General features: G+C 29.1%; 17 protein-coding genes. 11 read left to right on the plus strand and 6 right to left on the minus strand.

The window, feature by feature from the left end:
- Positions 1 to 472: 472 nt before the first annotated feature.
- The 5 genes from Q0881_RS17325 (at position 473) to Q0881_RS17345 (ending at position 3,972) form a co-directional block, all read left to right on the plus strand.
- Positions 473 to 2,119 carry a hypothetical protein gene (locus Q0881_RS17325; RefSeq protein ID WP_299163111.1) on the plus strand — a complete coding sequence of 549 codons (1,647 nt, stop codon included), beginning with the start codon at positions 473 to 475 and terminating at the stop codon, positions 2,117 to 2,119.
- Between the two features lie 10 nt (positions 2,120 to 2,129).
- Positions 2,130 to 2,525, plus strand: a complete 396-nt coding sequence (locus Q0881_RS17330; RefSeq protein WP_299163114.1) for a hypothetical protein — start codon at positions 2,130 to 2,132, stop codon at positions 2,523 to 2,525.
- Between the two features lie 365 nt (positions 2,526 to 2,890).
- A complete protein-coding gene (locus tag Q0881_RS17335) occupies positions 2,891 to 3,286 on the plus strand; it encodes a hypothetical protein (protein ID WP_299163116.1) in 396 nt (131 codons plus the stop codon).
- 61 nt (positions 3,287 to 3,347) lie between these two features.
- On the plus strand, positions 3,348 to 3,560 hold the full coding sequence (locus Q0881_RS17340; protein WP_299163118.1) for a hypothetical protein: 213 nt from the start codon (positions 3,348 to 3,350) through the stop codon (positions 3,558 to 3,560).
- 4 nt (positions 3,561 to 3,564) lie between these two features.
- Complete coding sequence (locus tag Q0881_RS17345) at positions 3,565 to 3,972, plus strand: hypothetical protein (protein ID WP_299163121.1); 408 nt, start codon at positions 3,565 to 3,567, stop codon at positions 3,970 to 3,972.
- Positions 3,973 to 4,323: 351 nt separating this feature from the next.
- On the opposite strand, the gene Q0881_RS17350 is transcribed toward Q0881_RS17345, so the two are convergent.
- Entirely contained in the window at positions 4,324 to 5,001 is a 678-nt protein-coding gene (locus Q0881_RS17350; RefSeq protein ID WP_299163123.1) for a hypothetical protein, read from the minus strand.
- Between the two features lie 646 nt (positions 5,002 to 5,647).
- On the opposite strand from Q0881_RS17350, the gene Q0881_RS17355 reads away from it, so the two are divergent.
- The 3 genes from Q0881_RS17355 (at position 5,648) to Q0881_RS17365 (ending at position 11,391) form a co-directional block, all read left to right on the plus strand.
- On the plus strand, positions 5,648 to 7,228 hold the full coding sequence (locus Q0881_RS17355) for a phage tail sheath C-terminal domain-containing protein (RefSeq protein WP_299163126.1): 1,581 nt from the start codon (positions 5,648 to 5,650) through the stop codon (positions 7,226 to 7,228).
- A 223-nt stretch (positions 7,229 to 7,451) separates the two neighbouring features.
- Positions 7,452 to 10,175, plus strand: coding sequence for an AAA family ATPase (locus Q0881_RS17360; protein WP_299163129.1), 2,724 nt, complete (start codon positions 7,452 to 7,454; stop codon positions 10,173 to 10,175).
- Entirely contained in the window at positions 10,168 to 11,391 is a 1,224-nt protein-coding gene (locus tag Q0881_RS17365) for a restriction endonuclease (protein ID WP_299163131.1), read from the plus strand. Before Q0881_RS17360 ends, Q0881_RS17365 begins: the two co-directional genes overlap by 8 nt.
- 86 nt (positions 11,392 to 11,477) lie before the next feature.
- Here the strand turns inward: Q0881_RS17365 and Q0881_RS17370 are convergent, their stop codons facing one another.
- From Q0881_RS17370 to Q0881_RS17385, 4 genes are all read right to left on the minus strand, one after another.
- Positions 11,478 to 12,914, minus strand: coding sequence for a hypothetical protein (locus tag Q0881_RS17370; protein ID WP_299163134.1), 1,437 nt, complete (start codon positions 12,912 to 12,914; stop codon positions 11,478 to 11,480).
- Positions 12,915 to 13,052: 138 nt separating this feature from the next.
- Positions 13,053 to 14,177 carry an acyloxyacyl hydrolase gene (locus Q0881_RS17375; protein ID WP_299163137.1) on the minus strand — a complete coding sequence of 375 codons (1,125 nt, stop codon included), beginning with the start codon at positions 14,175 to 14,177 and terminating at the stop codon, positions 13,053 to 13,055.
- Between the two features lie 161 nt (positions 14,178 to 14,338).
- A complete protein-coding gene (locus Q0881_RS17380; RefSeq protein WP_299163140.1) occupies positions 14,339 to 14,986 on the minus strand; it encodes a hypothetical protein in 648 nt (215 codons plus the stop codon).
- Positions 14,987 to 15,015: 29 nt separating this feature from the next.
- Positions 15,016 to 15,168, minus strand: coding sequence for a hypothetical protein (locus Q0881_RS17385; RefSeq protein WP_299163144.1), 153 nt, complete (start codon positions 15,166 to 15,168; stop codon positions 15,016 to 15,018).
- A 226-nt stretch (positions 15,169 to 15,394) separates the two neighbouring features.
- Between Q0881_RS17385 and Q0881_RS17390 the strand changes: the two genes are divergently transcribed.
- The 3 genes from Q0881_RS17390 (at position 15,395) to Q0881_RS17400 (ending at position 18,146) form a co-directional block, all read left to right on the plus strand.
- Positions 15,395 to 16,405, plus strand: coding sequence for a histidine kinase (locus Q0881_RS17390; RefSeq protein WP_299163147.1), 1,011 nt, complete (start codon positions 15,395 to 15,397; stop codon positions 16,403 to 16,405).
- A gap of 3 nt (positions 16,406 to 16,408) precedes the next feature.
- Positions 16,409 to 17,170, plus strand: a complete 762-nt coding sequence (locus Q0881_RS17395; RefSeq protein ID WP_299163150.1) for a response regulator transcription factor — start codon at positions 16,409 to 16,411, stop codon at positions 17,168 to 17,170.
- 268 nt (positions 17,171 to 17,438) lie between these two features.
- Positions 17,439 to 18,146, plus strand: a complete 708-nt coding sequence (locus Q0881_RS17400) for a DNA-binding domain-containing protein (RefSeq protein ID WP_299163153.1) — start codon at positions 17,439 to 17,441, stop codon at positions 18,144 to 18,146.
- Positions 18,147 to 18,538: 392 nt separating this feature from the next.
- Here Q0881_RS17400 and Q0881_RS17405 read toward each other — a convergent pair.
- Positions 18,539 to 18,835 (minus strand): type IX secretion system membrane protein PorP/SprF (locus Q0881_RS17405; protein WP_299163156.1); only part of this gene is annotated, 297 nt, incomplete at its 5' end.

Genomic DNA, 18,835 nt, shown 5'->3' on the forward strand with positions numbered 1-18,835 from the left:
AGGAGGGGCTGAAATATGTTTATTTTAGCTAATCTATGAATATCATCAAAGAAGGAGATTTTCTCCAAACAACTAGTGCGAGTTTTCCTTAAAGCCTTGTAAGTAAAGGGTGCTATGGTTTTCGCTGGGATCTCAAATATGAAAAAACAGATTAAATAGAAAACTTGAAAAATATACCTTTCCTACTCGGCGTCTCCACTATTAAACCCTGTAAGCATTCTGTTTACAGGGTTTTTATTTTAGGTCCCAAAATACAAACAAACTTTACACCTTCTCTAGTTTCAATTTTAAAATAATGATCTTTTAGAGCTTTAATCAATGTATTTAGACTTGTTTTTACCGTTTATAACGTTAAGTTAATCATTTATTACACTTTCGTATCCGTTTGTTACTTCTCATTTTATAGCGCCACTTATTTCAACTAGATTGAATTAATAAAAACAAATTTTATTAATTAATAAGTACTTCCGCTATGGGAAATAAAAAAAATAACTCGATTAAATTAGGTGTTTTTCTGTTTAGTATTTCCTTATTTTTATGGAATTGCCAAAATGAAGAAGTTTATCAACAGCAAAACGGTACACAAATCAATGAGTTTACTTTAGAGAAATTAAATTTTATCGAATTAAAAAATGATATTGAAATACAAAAGATATTACCCATTCTAGAAAAAAGGAGTAGAAACAATAGTACGTATCAAGAGAAACAAGAAGAAGTTGCAGAAGGCTTATTTATAAACACTTCTCAAATACACAAAATTACTCAAGGAGAAACAATTAGTTGGACTTTTAAAGTTGACAATCCAGTATTACAAGCTTCTAACTTTGAGAATTTCTTAGTAAAAAAGTATAACAATGTATTTAGTTATTTCTTAGTTTCCTACCAATCAAATAATACTGAAAACAAATATCAACAAGCCTATTTGCATAAAATACCAAAAGACTACTTAAACACAGATAACTTAAATTTAAGTTCTAAAGATAGTTTCGATTGGGCAGATGTTGAAAGCGGTGGAGGAACTAATCCTTGTGAGGGTAGAATAATAAGAGATATTGCAAAATGTGATAAAGGTGGCGTTCATTTACCAAAATATGCTTGCGGTCACGCATCACGTGAACATGGAATGTCTGATTTCCCCCCTTGTGATGAATTTTGCACGGGAACGACAATACTAGCAACTTATTTAGATTTTTCACATTGTGCTGGTGGTACTTATACACCTCCAAACCCAAACAATAATTTAGGTGAGCCAAACGACGACCAACTTAGCACAGGCGGTGGTGGTAGTGGTGCAGACCCAATAAGCACGGGAGGAAGCACAACAACTTCACCAGTTGATATACAAGATATTAATTGTCCTCCTTTTAGTGGTAAAATTTTTGTAAATGGAGACTGTATTTGTCCTATTGGATTTAGAGAAGATCCAGTTACAGGAAACTGTATAGAAGATGATTGTAATACTTCTAGTGAAGATTTAGCCAATGTATTTCCAAATGCAGATCAAAACGGACTAAATGTATTAGCAGAATTAATTAATGATTTAGGTACGATTTTTAGTTTAAATAATAAGTTCGAACTACAGCATTTTCTAGCGCAAGCAGGACATGAGTCAGATGGATTTGAGAATATAGGAATTGCAGAAAATTTAAATTATTCAGCACAAAGATTAGTAGCGGTATGGCCAACTAGATTCTCATTTACAGACCCTAAAAAAATACACCCAAATACTTATGCCAATGATCCAGTTGCATTAGGAAATTATGTTTATGCAAATAGAAATGGAAATGGTGATATTGCCTCAGGAGATGGTTATAATTATAGAGGTAGAGGTATTATACAATTAACAGGTAGAGCTAATTATGAAGATTATAAAGGTTTTTTGAATAACAATGGTAGTGGTTGGGCATATACAGGACCTCAATCTCTAGAAGATATTAAATCAGCTGTTATTAGTGGGTTATGGTTTTTTCAAGATCGGGTATTAGCTAATGTAGTTATTGATAAAAACACAACTGTAGATGATATAACTGATGAAGTAAATTTTTATACAGATGATGATTCTAGAGAAGCTCGAGAACAAGTGTTTGAAATAGTAAAAAATTATATAAATTGTATTTAATCTTTAAAAAATGAAAAATATTTTAACATTTTTAACATTAGCATTATTTTCTTCTTGCGTATTGTTTTCACAAACAAATGACAATTCAACAATAGAAGATTACAGAAAAGAAATTATTGGAACTTGGATTAATGAAAATAATTCTAATACAAAAATTGAATTTACTAACGATGGTAAAATTAAAAGGTATTTTAAAAATACTCTTAAATTTATAAATAAATATTACATCTCAAGAACTTGTGATGGAGAGATGATTTCCTTAAATAAAGGATATTTTTTAAAAACTATTACAAATAAAGGAAATGAATTTTGTGCTTATATTGAAGGTTTAAACTATGAAAATAATGGGTTGTTTTCAATTATGACCAAGAATCAAGGTAAAATAGTAGTTTATAAGAAACAGTAATTTTTATAAAATGAAGCATACTTTGGCACTTTTAATATTGATATTTTTGTCTTCTTATGTATTATTTTCACAAACAAATAACAACTCAAGTATAGAAGGATTAAATTATGAAAATAATGGACTAATGTCATTAATGATGAAAATAGAGGGATTATTGTGATCTATAAAAAACAGTAATTTTTATAGAAATAAAAACAATTTTAATCAAAACAATGATTATAATATTCTCATTAAGTTGTAAAATCTAATAAATAGAAGAACCTAATTAAAATACTTAAACTTGGGCTCATAATGAAGATAGGTGTGGCCGGTTAGAAAGAGTAAAAAACAATATAAATTGTTTGTGAAATTTAAAAATATAAAAAATGAAAAATATTTTAACATTTTTAACACTAACATTCTTTTCTTCTTGCGTATTATTTTCACAAACAAATAACAACTCAACTATAGAAGATTATAAAAAAGAAATTATTGGAACTTGGATTTCAAAAGAGGATCCATCTAATAAGATTCAATTTTTATCAAATAATATATTAAATATATATATAGATAACAATTTAGAAGATACTTCTGAATATAAATTGAGTATCGGATGTAATACAAATTCAAAAAGTGATTATAATATATTCTTAAAAATAAAATTAAATACAATTGATTATAGTTGTGACATAATGAACACTATAAATACTACCTCCTCTGGTAAAACTATTTTGTCAATTACAAGCGAAAGAGGAAAATTAGAAATCTACTTTAAACAATAAAAAAACTAATGTTTTATTGTTTACTTTCATTTAAAAAGAATTAATAAAATGCAAATCAAAAATGAAAGCAATTTTAATCATAACAACTCTTTTGGTATTATCATTAAGTTGTAAAGCTCAACAATTACAAGAACCTAATTTAGATACTAAAATACTTGGAACTTGGATTCATAATGATGATAGTAATATTAAACTTGTAATTAATTCTAATGATATAACTACTTTGTCTATAACTTCTGAAAGAGGCAAACTTCATTTGTATACAAAACAATAAAAGGATGAAAAATATTTTAGCACTTTTAACATTTGTGTTTTTGTCTTCTTGTATATTGTTTTCACAAACAAATCACAACTCAACTATAGAGGATTATAAAAAAGAAATTATTGGTACATGGGAATTAGAAAAAGATTCAAGAACTAAAATTATATTTTCTAAAAATGGTAAGTGTTATGACTATTCTGATGGGAAATTAGATAAAACTTATTATTATTCAATAAATACTACATCTCCTCAATGCTCAGAGAAAGTTCCAGTAGGCGAACTATATAGCTATCTTAAAATAACAAATATAAAAGATCCTAAAGATATTTATGAATATGAAATTAATGGTTTAAATAAAGAAATTTTATACTTAGACTATCAAAGAAATTTAAATACTAAGTTATCTAAATACACTAGACAATAAAACACTAAGTTTTTCAAACGTATATTTTCAATTAAACAAGTGAATCTGATAAACTTTGTAACTCTGACGAGTTTAATGATATAAAATGTTAATTATACCTCGGAGAAATGCCTAAGAAGAAAACTCCAATGCACGAAAAACAGATCAATAAAACCAATTTTTGTTACTAATTTAGTAGGCTGATTAAAATTAATATAAATCAATTGTTACATTCATCACAATATTGACGAATAATACTTTCTGTTCCATTTTTGTTAATAATAATAAAGAATGTCATGCATTATTTTACCAACACATGACATTCTTATTAAAAACTTCATCTCATTCTAAAAATAAGATACAATCGTTTATCTATTCCCAGATAAAAGTATTTCCTGCAACTTGTCTTACACCACTAAATATCCCCATACATAAGGTATACGTTTTTCCATGATCTAAGGCATTTTGAAAACTAATTTCACCATCTCCTATATATGATGATTTTGAAAGTTTAAACACTTTATTTTCTATAGCATATCTCTCTTCTTTAATATCTTTTCCTTCTACCAAGTATATTTTAACATCCGTATTATTATCAAAAATAGATGGCGGTACATTATACTCAAATAAAACAGCTTTAGGGAGGTTCATATTATAATAAACTGCCGAAGATTCAAATTTTCTTGGTCTTCCTTGAATTATTGTTGCAGTTGCCCCAACTGAATTCACATTTGTAGCTGTAAAATGAGGTCCAAATTCTAATGTATAAATTTGACTCCTAAAATCTAAATCATTTGATTCAATTGTTCCTGTTACCGGATTTGAAGTAGCAGCACGTTGATGATAGGTATCCTTAACAATGTTTCCATGTTCATCTTTAATTCTAACAAAATATCCTTTATTAGACCCATCTAAAGGTAATTCAGCTTGAAAATGAAGCATACTTCTACCACTTGTCTTTACTTGAGTGATACTTGTAGTTTGAATCCATTTATGATCTGCGTTGAATTCTTTGTATAATGTAGATAATTCTTTTAATTGTAAATCCATGATTGTTTTTTTTAATTAGTTTTATTCTTTTTAAAATAGGCTTCTCTAAATTCCACCTTTGAAATCAAAAGAAATGATAGTAGCTACTCAATCGAATATTTTTCTTTTGATTACGTTTTAAAATTATTTTGGTAATTGGGTTTTACCCTCCTTACCAATATTGTCTACTTAGCTTTTGGACAATATAAAGTTCAGAAATAAACAAGTAAGTATTTGACAAAATGATGCGGTTAGAAATATTTATGTTGTAAATGACTTGGTTTAGATACATGAATACAAAAAACAACAATAACACACTGAAAAACAACACCTTAATGACGTTCTTTTTTTTATAAATCCCCTATTAAACACAGCGCTATTACTAACTTCATTTACTAGCTACCTCCATAAGCAATATCCATAAACGCTGCTATAAAATTGTCTTAAAGGGTTTTATCCTATTTTAAAAATAGGGTTTTCCCTTACTTATAGTAAGGTTTTTCTATACAAAACCTTATTTTTTTATTATATATTCAAATGCTCATAAAATTTAATGAAGAATTAAGGAGTATAAAAATGTATAATCACCCCTTGTATACATAAATAGCCTATTCATTAAAAATGAGCACTTAACTATTTAAAACCCTCAAAAACCAACACAACCTTCATGAACTTATCAACAATCAAAACTCCAGGGGTATACATTAACGAAATAAACGCTTTTCCAAACTCGGTAGTATCTGTTTCCACGGCAGTACCAGCATTTATTGGATATACACCACAAGCCAACTACCAAGATAAATCGTACATCAATGTACCTACAAAGATTACTTCCTTTGCAGAATTTCAATCAATTTTTTGTTTACCAAACCCACCAGCACCTGCTGAACCCACAAAACAATACAATCCAGAATATTATTTAGTAAAACAAGCGAGTCAACCGAGAGTTGGCGATTCTATACTAATTGCAAACCAGTATTACGCTATGTTGCCAGACCCAACAACTATTTACTACCTATATAATAGCATTAAATTATTTTACGACAATGGCGGTAAAGAAGCCTATATCGTATCGGTAGGTTCCTATGGTCCTACCTCAGGAAATACCACCAAAGTTGGACGTCAAATTGTAAACCCTAATGTAAAAGTTAACGACTTAACTAACGGATTGGCATTATTACAACAAGAACAAGAGCCTACCTTATATATATGTCCAGAAGCAACCTTACTTTCTTTAGAGCAAAATGCAACCTTAATGCAAGCAATGCTAGAGCAGGCCTCTGAAAAGCAAACTGCCATCTGTATTTTTGATATTATTGGCGGCAACACACCGCATCAAAATACTTATACAGAAGATATAACTGCGTTTAGAAATGCCACGGGAACCCATGGTTTAGATTATGGCGCTGCTTACTATCCTTTTGTTGAAGCAACGGTAATGCAAAGTAACGACATTAATTACACCAATTTATTTGGCGGAGATCTTACAAAATTACAAGAAATATTAAGCCCAGCTAACAATCCGAATGAAGCCGTAAACGCCATCATTGCGAAGATTCAAAACCCATCCAACGGGCAAGCACAAACGATAAATGAAAACAATAGTGCCTTAATAGCGGCGAGCCCTATTTACAGTACTATTATCACCCATATATTATCCAATGCAAATTTAGTACCTCCAAGTGGTGGAATGGCGGGGATTATTACAAGAACAGACAGTCAATTAGGGCCTTGGAAAGCTCCTGCTAATATAGCCATGACCAATGTTATTAACTTGCCAATTAATTTAACCAATGCACAACAAGAAACCTTAAATATAGATCCTATTACTGGAAAGTCTATTAATGCCATTCGCTTTTTTAACAGAGCAGGAATTCTAGTTTGGGGCGCAAAAACTTTAGATGGCAATAGCCAAGACTACCGTTATATACCCATAAGAAGAACCCTAATTTTTTTAGAACAATCCTGTAAACTTGCCGCAAATGCTTATGTTTTTGAACCAAATGATGCCAGCACTTGGACATCTGTTAAAAGAATGATTAGCAGTTTTTTACACGGTGTTTGGCAAAAAGGCGGATTACAAGGAGCTACGGCTGCCGATGCTTTTTCTGTTGAATGTGGTTTGGGTACCACCATGACCGGTGAAGATACTCTTAACGGTATTATGGTGGTAAGTATAAAAGTAGCTGTGCTAAGACCTGCAGAGTTTATAATCCTTACTTTCCAACAACAAATGGCTACCAGCTAAAGTTTAAATAAAACGACAGCTGTTAACTTCAAAATAATTTAAACGGGTTTTCTCTTTTTTAAAAATAGGGAAAACCCTTACTTTTAATATGGATATCCGTAAGGTTACCCATTTTTTTTATACTAGATTCGGGCACTCAAAATTTAATTAAAATAGTTAAACTATTAGTAAATTAAATAATTATTTACAAGCATAATTTGGTATAAGCAACTATATATAACAAATGAACAAAGAATTAGAAAATTTAAAACAGCGATTCTTAGAAAAGTGGCCTATAAAAAAGCTACAAGAGATGCAACTAAATGAATATACTAACACAAACAGAGAAGATTCTTTTTGTTATTGGGTAGAACATATTACCCGAGATTTAGGAAGTGTAGTTGGTGGTAGCTCTTATAAGTTTGGTGTTTATAAAAAAGGTACTAATAGTAAAACAGAAAAAACTAATAATCGTGATTCAGATGGAGAATACGCGTGGCATACAAAATATGGAGCAACAGCTGAAGAAGCATTTGAGAAAATCAAGCAAATAATTATTGATATAGCTACCAATGCTCAAGGAGATACTATAGAAGCTATTGATGACATAGATTTAGGGACAGCCTATAAATGGAAAATTGCTTTTTTATATGGAAATTATAATAGTTTAAATATTTTTAAAGAAGAAGCTTTAAAAATAATAGCAGATCATCTACATATAGTTATCTCAAAAAAAACTGATATATCTTTTTTACATCGAAAGATATTACAACAAAAATCGGAAAATAAAAATTATTATAACTTTACAAAAGAACTTTGGCAGATAGCTAACTTAAATACAGAAGGTATTAAAAAAGAATTTTCAAATTGGTTAAAAGGAAATGAAACTAGTAATAAAATTGGTTCTTATTTGAGAGCTATTGATATTTTAAATGAAATTTTAGAAATCGATTTGTATTTACAACATGAGTTAGATGAATTACAATTACTTTATGACAACCTCATAAAAGAGCAAAGAAATATTCATGGAAAATATTATTATGAAAAAGCACCTTCTTATGGAAATAACGGGTTTTATTCTGCATCTATAAAAGCATTTATGAATTTTTTAAAAAAGATAGAAATTATGGAGTTTGAAAAAGAAGATTTATTTTCGTTATATCACGAATATCTACTAAATAATAGAAGAAATGAAATAGCCGACAATACTATTGATAGTTACGCCGAAAGAGCTTCAGTAGAGATACCTGAAAGGTGGGAAGAATATTATCATACAAATTTTAAAACTTTTAAATTAGACTATCACAATTTAAAAAGAATTATCCCTTTATTAGAACGAGGATTTTCAGGTTACTCCTCTTTTACTCCATTTATATATGATTTAATAGATCAATTTAAAATAAATGTTACATCTACTAACCAAATATTATACGGTCCTCCAGGAACAGGAAAAACTTACGCTACTAAAAAATTAGCAGTTGAGCTTATAAATAAAATTACCTATAAAAATTCAGAAGAAGATAGAAAAGCCATAGTAGAAAAATATAATGAATTCCACAAAAAAGAACAAATAGTATTTACCACTTTTCATCAATCTATGAGTTATGAAGATTTTGTAGAAGGTATTAAACCTAAAACAGAAGACAAACAAGTAACTTATGAAATAGAAGATGGAATTTTTAAAAAACTAGCAAACAAGGCTAAAGGAATTAAAGGTGAAATAGTCTCAGATAATCAGCAAGTAGATTTTAAAAAAATCAACTACTTTAAAATGAGCGTTGGAGGTAAAACTCGTAAAGACATTCACGATTGGTGCATTAATAATAATTATATCGCATTAGGATATGGAACAACCAATGACTTGGGAAGTATTATTCATAATTCAGATCAAAAAAGCTTTAGAGAAGCTTATGAAAAAGAATACTTCGTTGAAGGAGAACATTCATCATATAGTATTACGGCTATTTCTGCATTCAATTATTGGTTACAAAAAGGTGATATTGTATTAGTTTCTTTAGGTAATCATATTATTGATGCTATAGGCGTAGTGACAGGAGATTATGAGTACAAAAATATTGAAGGTATTCCATATCATCATTTTAGAAAAGTAGAATGGTTAGCAACAAATTTAGATGCAGATCCTAGTTTATTTGTAGATAAAAACATTACACAACAAACCATTTATCAATTTAATAACGATGACATAAAAGTTGATTATTTCGAACAAACTTTTACTAGAAAACATGAAATTTCTATTCCAGAAGATCATGTTTTAATTATTGATGAAATTAACAGAGGAAATGTCTCTGCTATTTTTGGAGAACTAATTACCCTGTTAGAACCAGACAAACGCTTGGGACAAGATGAAGCAATTACCATAAAACTTCCTTACTCTAAAAAAGAATTTGGTATCCCTTCAAATCTTCACATCATTGGAACTATGAATACAGCCGACCGTTCTGTAGAAGCCTTAGATACTGCTTTACGAAGACGTTTTGAATTCAAAGAAATGATGCCAAAACCAGAATTATTAGAAAATATTTTATTTGATGGTTTTAACTTAAAAGAAGTTTTAGAAACTATTAACAACCGTATTGAATTATTATTAGACAGCGATCATACGATAGGTCACTCCTACTTCATAGCTGTTAATAGCGGAGATACTGAAAAACTAGCTTCCATTTTTAAGAATAAAGTAATTCCCTTATTACAAGAATATTTTTATGGTGATTATGGTAAAATAGGATTGATTTTAGGAAAAGATTTTATTAAAGAAAAGGAAAATAAAAAAGTGAAATTTGCTAGCTTTAATTACGAAAATTCAAATGACTTTAAAACGGCTTCTTTTCAATTGAAAAAGATTAATGCTCAAAACATTATTAAAGCAATACATAAAACATTAGGTATAGAAACAGAAATTAATCCTATTGATATAAAACAAATTACTCCTGAGCTTGCAAATGCCTAAGCATATTAAAATATATGAACACCAACGTTTGTATGTTGGTCAACGGGGTTTTAATCAACAACATTTAGATGCATTGTTAAAATTAAACGAATATCACGATTGGAAATATTTTCAACCTATTGCAAAAGGTATTCAGTTTAACCAATATGTAGGCATCATTCAAATAGATGGCTTATCGATTGAGATTCACCCGAAAGCGGATAAAAATGATGACGATAGTAAATGGCAAGGAGTTTTGTTACATATGCTACAAGCATGTGGTAAACTTAACCCAGAATCAGCAGGTGCAGCGAATGTAAAACGTACAAACCTAAATTTATTAGAAGTTTATTTTGAATTGTATTTATCTGAAATAAACAACCTTTTACGTAAAGGATTTATTAAACAATACCATAAAAAAACTAGCAACACCAAAGCTTTAAAAGGAAAATTAGAGTTTGCAGGTCATATTCAAAAAAATCTAGTACATAAAGAGCGGTTTTATACGACACATCAGGTTTATGATACAGATCATTTATTACATCAAACTTTATACAATGCATTAGAAATTGTAGGCAAATTTACCAAAGGAACTAGTTTGTACGACCGTTTTAAACGTTTAGAACTTAATTTTCCAATAGTTAGTCGAAAAAACATAACCAAACAACAAGTAAACTCCATACAATTAAATAGAAAATCGGCTAGTTATAGTTATGGTTTAGAACTCGCTCGATTAATTATATTAAACTACTCTCCTAATATTTCAGGAGGTAAAGAAAAAATGGTTTCCTTATTATTTGATATGAATGTATTATGGGAAACGTATGTATTAAAACAATTGCAAAAAACTTGTGAAGGAACAAATATTGACGTTTTTGAGCAAGAGTCTAAATCTTTTTGGGGTAATAACAGTTTACGCCCAGATATTGTTTTAAAAGTAGCTGGAAAAACATATATCATTGATACCAAATGGAAATGTCCTAATAATACTTCCGCTTCGGTTGCTGACTTACGACAAATGTATACTTATTGTCGTTTTTGGGGCGCAGAAAAAGCATTACTATTATATCCTGGAACAGATAAGAATAATCAATTTAAATCTTTTGAAACGGATGACTATATAGTTCCTCAAAGAATAATAAAACATCAATGTAAAATGGGGTTTGTTTCTGTGTTAGATGGTGAGAAATTCTCTGATAAAATTGGAACAGAGATATTAAAATTATTGGAGAACTAAGAATCTATTTCAATTGCTCCAACATAAAACAAAGGCTTCTACACAAGCAACAGCAAGTGTAAAAGCCTTTATGTATAGGTATCCTTTTACTTATTGGTAATATCAAAACTAATTCCGAAATAGATTTTTGGATTGCGATCAAATTCAAAACTAATGTCTTTCTGTACAATCGACGCTCCCCCTACTTTGTCTCCTACGTTTAAGTCATTTAATTTAGGCATCCAGGTAAATACCGCCCCCGTAGAAAAGGTAAGCTTTTGTAACAATTCAAAACCGCCGCCTAAAAAGAACAAGGGTTTTTCTTTTGAAGGTCCAATACCAAATTGCAGAAATACTGGAATATCCCAATCGTTATTAAAATACAGGTTCAAATAGGCGGCTACCGCTATTTCGTTTTCTTTATCTTTTGTTTGTGCTACAATGGTTTCTCCTGCCGCATTGGTATCTGTACTGTATTGTGGAAACGATAAATTGGTATACAATACCCCACTACTTAACACAGGTATAAAGGTTGTTTTCTTTCGCACATGTAGTAAAAAAGATTTGGTATTTTCTACTTTAATAGACTTTTCAGTATTATTGAATGCTATTTTTTCCAACACAACTGTAAGCTCATGTCTTTTAGAACTTTTAACATCTTCTATTTTAGAAACAAGAAATTTATTTTCTCCTAACTTATGTTTTCTCTCATAGATATCATTAAAAAGCTCAGTTATCTTATCATATTTAGAATCAATAGCTGTTTTTAAACTTTCAAGAGTTTGCATCTTAGTTTCAAATGTAGCTATTGTGGTTGCAATATATGTTTTAATATAAAACTGATTTTCTGCAAATTTTAATTCTTGTAACTCTTCTTTTAAATCTATAAATCGCCTTTTTAAATTTTCAAGAATTAACTTATTGTTAGCTAACGAAGTTTTATTTGAAGCAACTGTTTTTTTAATTTCTGAAATTATGGTGAGCTTTTTTAAATCTTTAAAAGCATTGTTATAATTTTCAGAAATGCTTTTACTTGCTTCTATAAAATTAAGTTTATTCATCGCTATCTTAAATGCGCTGTTTGTTGAAAAGAAGCTCGAATCGATTGAAGTTACTAGTAAATACATCTCAACTAATTCTGGTTCTAGTTTATCATTTTTGGGAACGCTAAACATAGCCTTTTCATTTATCTTCTGAATTCCAGCAATATAACCCACTGCTCCTTGAACAAATTCTTGTGAAGCTTTAAACAACTCATCATCTAATGTTTTCTGAGAAGATTTGTATATATATTCAAATGGGTTTACAAAATCTGCATACACCCGAAACTCTTTCGATTTTACTTGAAAATAATCGGTGTCTTTGAGTGTTTTTTCTGTTGTTACATCTAAATCTGCAAAATAATCTAGATGATCTTTATCTACCACAGAAAGTGTTATTTCGTTTTTAACCGTTTTACTTTTATATATCTCTTCTCGCCCAAATTGTGCGCTCAGTGGCAGAGAAATAAAGCATAGCCATAGTAGTAATTTATTAAATTCCATTTTAGTTTAGTTTTTAGTTATTTATACCCCTAAAACTAAATGAAACACGCTCCCTATAAATACCCACAAATAGGTATTTATTTTAATCGTTGCATTATAAATTAATGTGAGTTGTTTTCTATTTTCTCATACTGCTTCCTACCAATTAAAAGGTTTAAACCCAATACCGTACTCTACCCAATCAGCACCTCCGTCGGTTTTAAGCCCCACTTGCGCAAAAAATCTTTTAGAGATATTATACCTCAATGCTGGTCTGAAGAAAAAATTAGATTTCCCTTTGCTGTCGGTTATATAGGTAAGCGCTTGAAATTTCATTTCTAACTTCCAAAACATTAAATCATAACCAATATGAGCTGCCATAAGATGCTTGTTTGTGTATTGAGTTAAACTACCATCATAAAAAAAGTCAATTCCTGCTGAGAACCCACTCATAACATTTAAACGATATTGATACTCAATAACACCAGAGAAAGTACCGTACCTATGGTCTGTTCCTTTATTTTCAACATTTTGAACCGTACCAATTGCCGCATAAAAACTTATGTTATGATCGTTAATCTTTTCTTTTGGTGTAGCCATTGGCTTTTGAAATCTCGCTACTAAAGTATTGGTAGTATATACATTTCTGTCGAGTTCTTTTTGCTTTGAATTATAATTATAGCGCAATCCTAAGTTAATACCAAACATATTTAAACCATAATTAGGGGAGTATGTTCTACCATTACTAAAATGCGTAAAGTCGATACCATATTTAAAATCTAACTCTCTAGTTAATTGATATCTCCCTCCAAAATCTAGACTAAAATAAACAGCCGCTTTGGCTCCAATAGCATCATTTAAAGGATTGCTTTCAGGATCAAAAGCATTAAAATTATAGGCAATACCTACAGCAGGTTCTACACTAAATACGTTTTTTTTATTTTGATTGCCAATAGGAAAATTAATAAAACCAAATAGTGCATTGGGATTTCCAAAAACTTTAGAGTTCCCAAGAAAACCTACATAAGCTCCAAAACCATACGATGGGTACCCATACATGCTTGCCCAGTGTTTTTCATTAGAAGGTTGCCATCCAAATTTTACATCTAAGCCTCCGTATCCTAAATCTAAAATGCCTGTGTCTTGTAAACCTTCTCCTGAATAAAAATAACTTCCATAATGAGAGGTAACCTCAATATATTTAAAACTATTTTGCTTTTTTTGAGAAAAAACTGTTCCTACTAGGAATATAAAAAAGACATTCAGTACCGTGTATTTTTTCATCTATTCTTAATTTTAAAATTGTTTTACAAAGCTTCCTAAGCATCAGAAGAAAATAAAAAATATACTTTTCTGCTGAATACAAACCTACATTAATTACTGACTTTCAATTTATTAAGATATAAAAAATAGCTCATATTAAAACGCTTAATACCAAAAAAATCTTATTTAAGCAACTGTTTTACAATACCTTTTGAAAAATCTTTCGACACTTTTTCTAATGATTGTGGATTGTCTATCTCTGAGTTAATAATAGATACAAGTTGTTCTTCTTTCGATTTGGTTAAATCGTAAATAACCGTTTCTAAAACATACTTTTTAACCTTATAAGTCTCATAACTCATTGGAGCTGTTTCATAATAAACAGTAGTATAATACCTATAAAATCCTTTATTATATCGGTAAACTACAGGGTAGGTATAACTAGCATAGTTTGTACCTGATGAAACTGTTTTAGAATACTCATGTACATTTTTTAATGAGGTAAGAACAATTACATCAATTCCCTTATTTCTCAAACCAGAAACAAAAGCTAATTGCTCTTCTAAATTTAGTTTTTTGTTTGTATCTATTTTAGGAAAAACAGTAAAACTCTCAATACCCTGTATCTTATTTTCTTTTAATACCGTAGTTAAGTCACTTTCAAATTGCTTTCTAATAAAAGCATCATTTGTTTTGCTAAAAACAATAACTTTTTTGCTTTCTAAGTTCAAGCTTTTATTCTTTTGCCAACTATTAACAGTTTTAACAGAAGAACAACTTACTAAAAGTGGTAGTGCTAAAAATCCTACTAAATATTTAATGGTTTTCATCTTACTAAATTTTATGGTTAAAAAATAACTTATCTTCTTAAGGCATAACCAGCAGCCTTACCATATTCTTCTAGTTTATTATTTAATTTTAAAAAAGTTGTTTTAAAAAATCTAACTCCTTTTAAATAAATAAGTACATCTTTACTTATTACTTCTTTTTTTGTTATCGTATGCGTGTTCATAATGCTAATATTTAAATTCTATAACAAAAGTAGTTCAGGGCTACGAGGTCTATGAAAACTATCTATGTGAAACGTCTAAAAAAGCAAGTGAAATGTTTGTTTTGTAAGGTGAACTTTTTAAAGATCTTTTTCTTTAAAAAAAAGAGTGTTTGTTAGTATATTTTCAAAAAAATAAGATGCTTACCAATCACAAAAAATTAATGTAACTTCGTAAAAAACCTTATAAATGTATTCTAAAGTTAGTAAATCCTTACTTATAAGTATTGCTCTAATTGTATCTATATTACTAAACTTACCAAGAATAATAGAGGTTTTTATAGTGAATGAAAATAAGACCTTGGGGCTTTCGTTAAAAGAAACTATTCTAAATTTAGTATTCCTTTTTTTAACATCAATTTTGCTGTTAACAATAAATGCAAATTGGAGATATCAATTTAAAAAAGTTCCCATATATATTGAGGTCATACTTACAATAGTACTCCATGTATGCATTTATTTTAGTGTAATTCAGCTCCTTTTAATAAGCTTCCCTTTATTGGTAGGGCATCGTCCAGAAAAAATTGGATTTGTTTATTTTGGTTATGGTATTGTATTTATTTTACTCTACTTTATAGCTAAAATAGTACGCTACCAATTAGTTCATAAAGAAGATGTACTTGAAAAAGAAATTTTAAAAAGGCAGAGTATTCAAAATGAATTAATGGCCTTAAAAAACCAAATAAATCCTCACTTTTTATTTAATTCCTTAAACTCTTTAAATTCACTTATTAGAGACAATACAGCAGCTACAACATTTGTGAATCAATTATCATTTATGTATCGCTACATATTACAGAGTAAAGAAAAAGAATTGGTTACTATAAAAGAAGAACTCACTTTTTTAGAAAGCTATATACACCTCTTAAAAGTACGGTTTCGAGATCGATTTGAAGTAATAATTACAATTGATCATAAATACATAGAAGACACGCTTCCTATTTTATCGTTGCAATTGCTCGTAGAAAATGCTGTAAAACATAATGAAATATCTAAAGAGAACCCTTTATATATTTACGTCTTTACAGAGAATGGCTATTTAATAGTAAAGAATAAAATAAAGCTTAAAAAAACATTAGCAGCTAGCACAGGACAAGGATTAAATAATATTAACAAACGCTCTGTTTTACTGAAAAAGAAAGAGATATTAATCAATAAATCAACTGAGTATTTTAAAGTAAGTTTACCATTAAACATGTAACAAATGAAGGTTTTAATAATAGAAGATGAAATTACAGCAGCTGAGCATTTAGAATACCTACTTACTAAAATTGATTCTGAAATTGAAATTCAAACGGTTTTAGACTCTGTAAAATCTAGCATTGCCTACCTTAGTAAAAGCAATGTCATAGAACTTATTTTTATGGATATCCATTTATCTGATGGGCTCTCTTTTGAAATTTTTGACCATATTAATATTCAAACTCCTATTATTTTTACAACTGCTTATGATCAATATGCTATTAAAGCTTTTAAAGTTAATAGTATTGATTATATATTAAAACCAATTACAGAAAACGAATTACTCATAGCCATTACTAAGTTTAAAACCACTAGAGAAACAACAAACTCAATTCATTTTAAAGTAGAAAATGTATTAGAATTGTTAAAAAAGGAATCTAAAACATATAAATCTACTTACTTAGTACAAAAAAGAGAGATTTTAATTCCTCTAAAAATACAGGAAATAGCTTATTTTTATATTGAAATGGGAATAGTTAAATCAGTTTCTTTAGAAAACAATTCCTTTATTATTCAAGAAAAATTAGAAGAAATTGAGGAAGAAGTAGATCCTGCATTGTTTTATAGAGCAAACAGACAAATTATAATAAACAAAAATATAATTAAGCATGTGAAGCATTTTTTTAACGGAAAACTACTAGTAGAAACGGTTCCTAAATTTGAAGAAAAAATAATAATTAGTAAAGCGAAAGCTAAGGATTTTAAAACATGGTTAGACTCATAACTATTCAGTAAAACAACTTTTAAATATCTTATTTCAACATACTTCATACAGCTAATTTATCATCTGAACTTTTTAATAAATATTTTTTTTACAATAAATAAGTACTCAAAAAAATAGTATCTTAGAAGAAGCTATGTATTGGTATACCTATACCATTAGTAATTAACGTCCCTTATCGCTCACTATTTTAAATAACCTTACTCCTTTTTGTTATAGCAAGTACATAGTTAATAACTATGAAAAAGTAATAAATTTAAAAATTGAAACGATGAAATATTATTTAATTGAAAACAAGTTAACTGAAGAACGCAATTATATAGCACGTGTACTCACAACACGTAAAATAAACCAAACAGGTTTAATAAAAAAAATGTTACGCAAACGTAACCTAGTAAGTAAAACAGACATTGTTGCCGTATTAAATTCTTACTATGAAGAAATTATACAATCCATAAAAGATGGCTATGCTATTAATTTACCTTTATTAAATATAGGATATTCTATTACTGGTATTTTTGAAAGTAGCGAAAACAGTTTTACTAAAGAAAAACATAAACTACATGTAAAGCTTAATAACGGACGACTAATTAATGAAGTACTTCAAAACATTCCACTTAAAAAAGTAGTTTCACCCAATAGTACAACAGAAATTACTCACCTAGTAGATGTTACTTCCAAAACTATCAATACTATCATTACCTCAGAAGGTCTTTTTGAACTTAGCGGTAACCGTTTAAAAATTGCAGGAACCCATGCAACGATAGGCTTGTATTTTGTGGCTGAAAATGGTAACGAAATCAAAGTAACTCTTTTCTCTCGCAATAACTTTAAAAATATTATAGCTCAAGCTCCTCAACTTTCACCAGGGTCTTATGCAATTCGAATTAAAACACAGGTTACTTCAAATGCGCAATCTTTTTTAAAGAATGTACGAATAACCGACAGTCCTTTCCTTGTTACAGTTGCTAATAAATAAGTAAGCATGTTACATAAAAACACCTTATTCGTGTTTCTATGTAACATACTTACTTCTTATTTTTCTTGCACTATAAATATTAAGACATCATATCACGTGATATGACTATATCATATCGGTTGATATACTATTAACAACTCTATTGATATGGTGTTATCATATCGAGTGATATGACACCACCTACCTTAAGCACTTAGTGTTTCTTTTTTTAAGTATAAAGTATATACAATACCTTATATAAAATTAGTATGTAAAAGCACCTAAAGAAAACTAGTACACAGCATTTAAAGTATATTTTTATATTTATTATTAAAACAATAAAAAGGCTACTATGGAGATAGTAGCCCTTTCTTGTAGCTTATAAAAGCTACGGGGTTTAGATAATTAGATCCTTACCTCTTTAAATCAAACAATAACATTACTTCATGAGATCCTGAATTATACTGCCCGAAATTACTTAGCGTATAATCAAATGCATAGCCTATTCTTGTAAAATCATTTACCCTAAAGTTCAAGAATGTTGATATTGAATCATCTAACCTTGCTGAAACTCCTAAAGTAACTTTGTCTAAATAAGTTAAACTACTCGATAGGTCTAACGACATCGGAGCGTTTGAAACTGCTTTCAACATAATCGATGGTTGTAAAACCATATCTTTTCCTAAATTAAACTTGTAACCTGCTATTAA

Source organism: uncultured Tenacibaculum sp. (genome assembly GCF_947494125.1).
GTDB lineage: Bacteria > Bacteroidota > Bacteroidia > Flavobacteriales > Flavobacteriaceae > Polaribacter.

What these genes read in the sequence shown, in the direction of transcription:
- Q0881_RS17400 (WP_299163153.1), top strand. Translation starts at nt 17,439, where the DNA reads ATGAAATATTATTTAATTGAAAACAAGTTAACTGAAGAACGCAATTAT.
- Q0881_RS17350 (WP_299163123.1), bottom strand. Translation starts at nt 5,001, where the DNA reads ATGGATTTACAATTAAAAGAATTATCTACATTATACAAAGAATTCAAC.
- Q0881_RS17330 (WP_299163114.1), top strand. Translation starts at nt 2,130, where the DNA reads ATGAAAAATATTTTAACATTTTTAACATTAGCATTATTTTCTTCTTGC.
- Q0881_RS17390 (WP_299163147.1), top strand. Translation starts at nt 15,395, where the DNA reads ATGTATTCTAAAGTTAGTAAATCCTTACTTATAAGTATTGCTCTAATT.
- Q0881_RS17325 (WP_299163111.1), top strand. Translation starts at nt 473, where the DNA reads ATGGGAAATAAAAAAAATAACTCGATTAAATTAGGTGTTTTTCTGTTT.
- Q0881_RS17365 (WP_299163131.1), top strand. Translation starts at nt 10,168, where the DNA reads ATGCCTAAGCATATTAAAATATATGAACACCAACGTTTGTATGTTGGT.
- Q0881_RS17355 (WP_299163126.1), top strand. Translation starts at nt 5,648, where the DNA reads ATGAACTTATCAACAATCAAAACTCCAGGGGTATACATTAACGAAATA.
- Q0881_RS17340 (WP_299163118.1), top strand. Translation starts at nt 3,348, where the DNA reads ATGAAAGCAATTTTAATCATAACAACTCTTTTGGTATTATCATTAAGT.
- Q0881_RS17370 (WP_299163134.1), bottom strand. Translation starts at nt 12,914, where the DNA reads ATGGAATTTAATAAATTACTACTATGGCTATGCTTTATTTCTCTGCCA.
- Q0881_RS17385 (WP_299163144.1), bottom strand. Translation starts at nt 15,168, where the DNA reads ATGAACACGCATACGATAACAAAAAAAGAAGTAATAAGTAAAGATGTA.
- Q0881_RS17380 (WP_299163140.1), bottom strand. Translation starts at nt 14,986, where the DNA reads ATGAAAACCATTAAATATTTAGTAGGATTTTTAGCACTACCACTTTTA.
- Q0881_RS17395 (WP_299163150.1), top strand. Translation starts at nt 16,409, where the DNA reads ATGAAGGTTTTAATAATAGAAGATGAAATTACAGCAGCTGAGCATTTA.
- Q0881_RS17375 (WP_299163137.1), bottom strand. Translation starts at nt 14,177, where the DNA reads ATGAAAAAATACACGGTACTGAATGTCTTTTTTATATTCCTAGTAGGA.
- Q0881_RS17345 (WP_299163121.1), top strand. Translation starts at nt 3,565, where the DNA reads ATGAAAAATATTTTAGCACTTTTAACATTTGTGTTTTTGTCTTCTTGT.
- Q0881_RS17335 (WP_299163116.1), top strand. Translation starts at nt 2,891, where the DNA reads ATGAAAAATATTTTAACATTTTTAACACTAACATTCTTTTCTTCTTGC.
- Q0881_RS17360 (WP_299163129.1), top strand. Translation starts at nt 7,452, where the DNA reads ATGAACAAAGAATTAGAAAATTTAAAACAGCGATTCTTAGAAAAGTGG.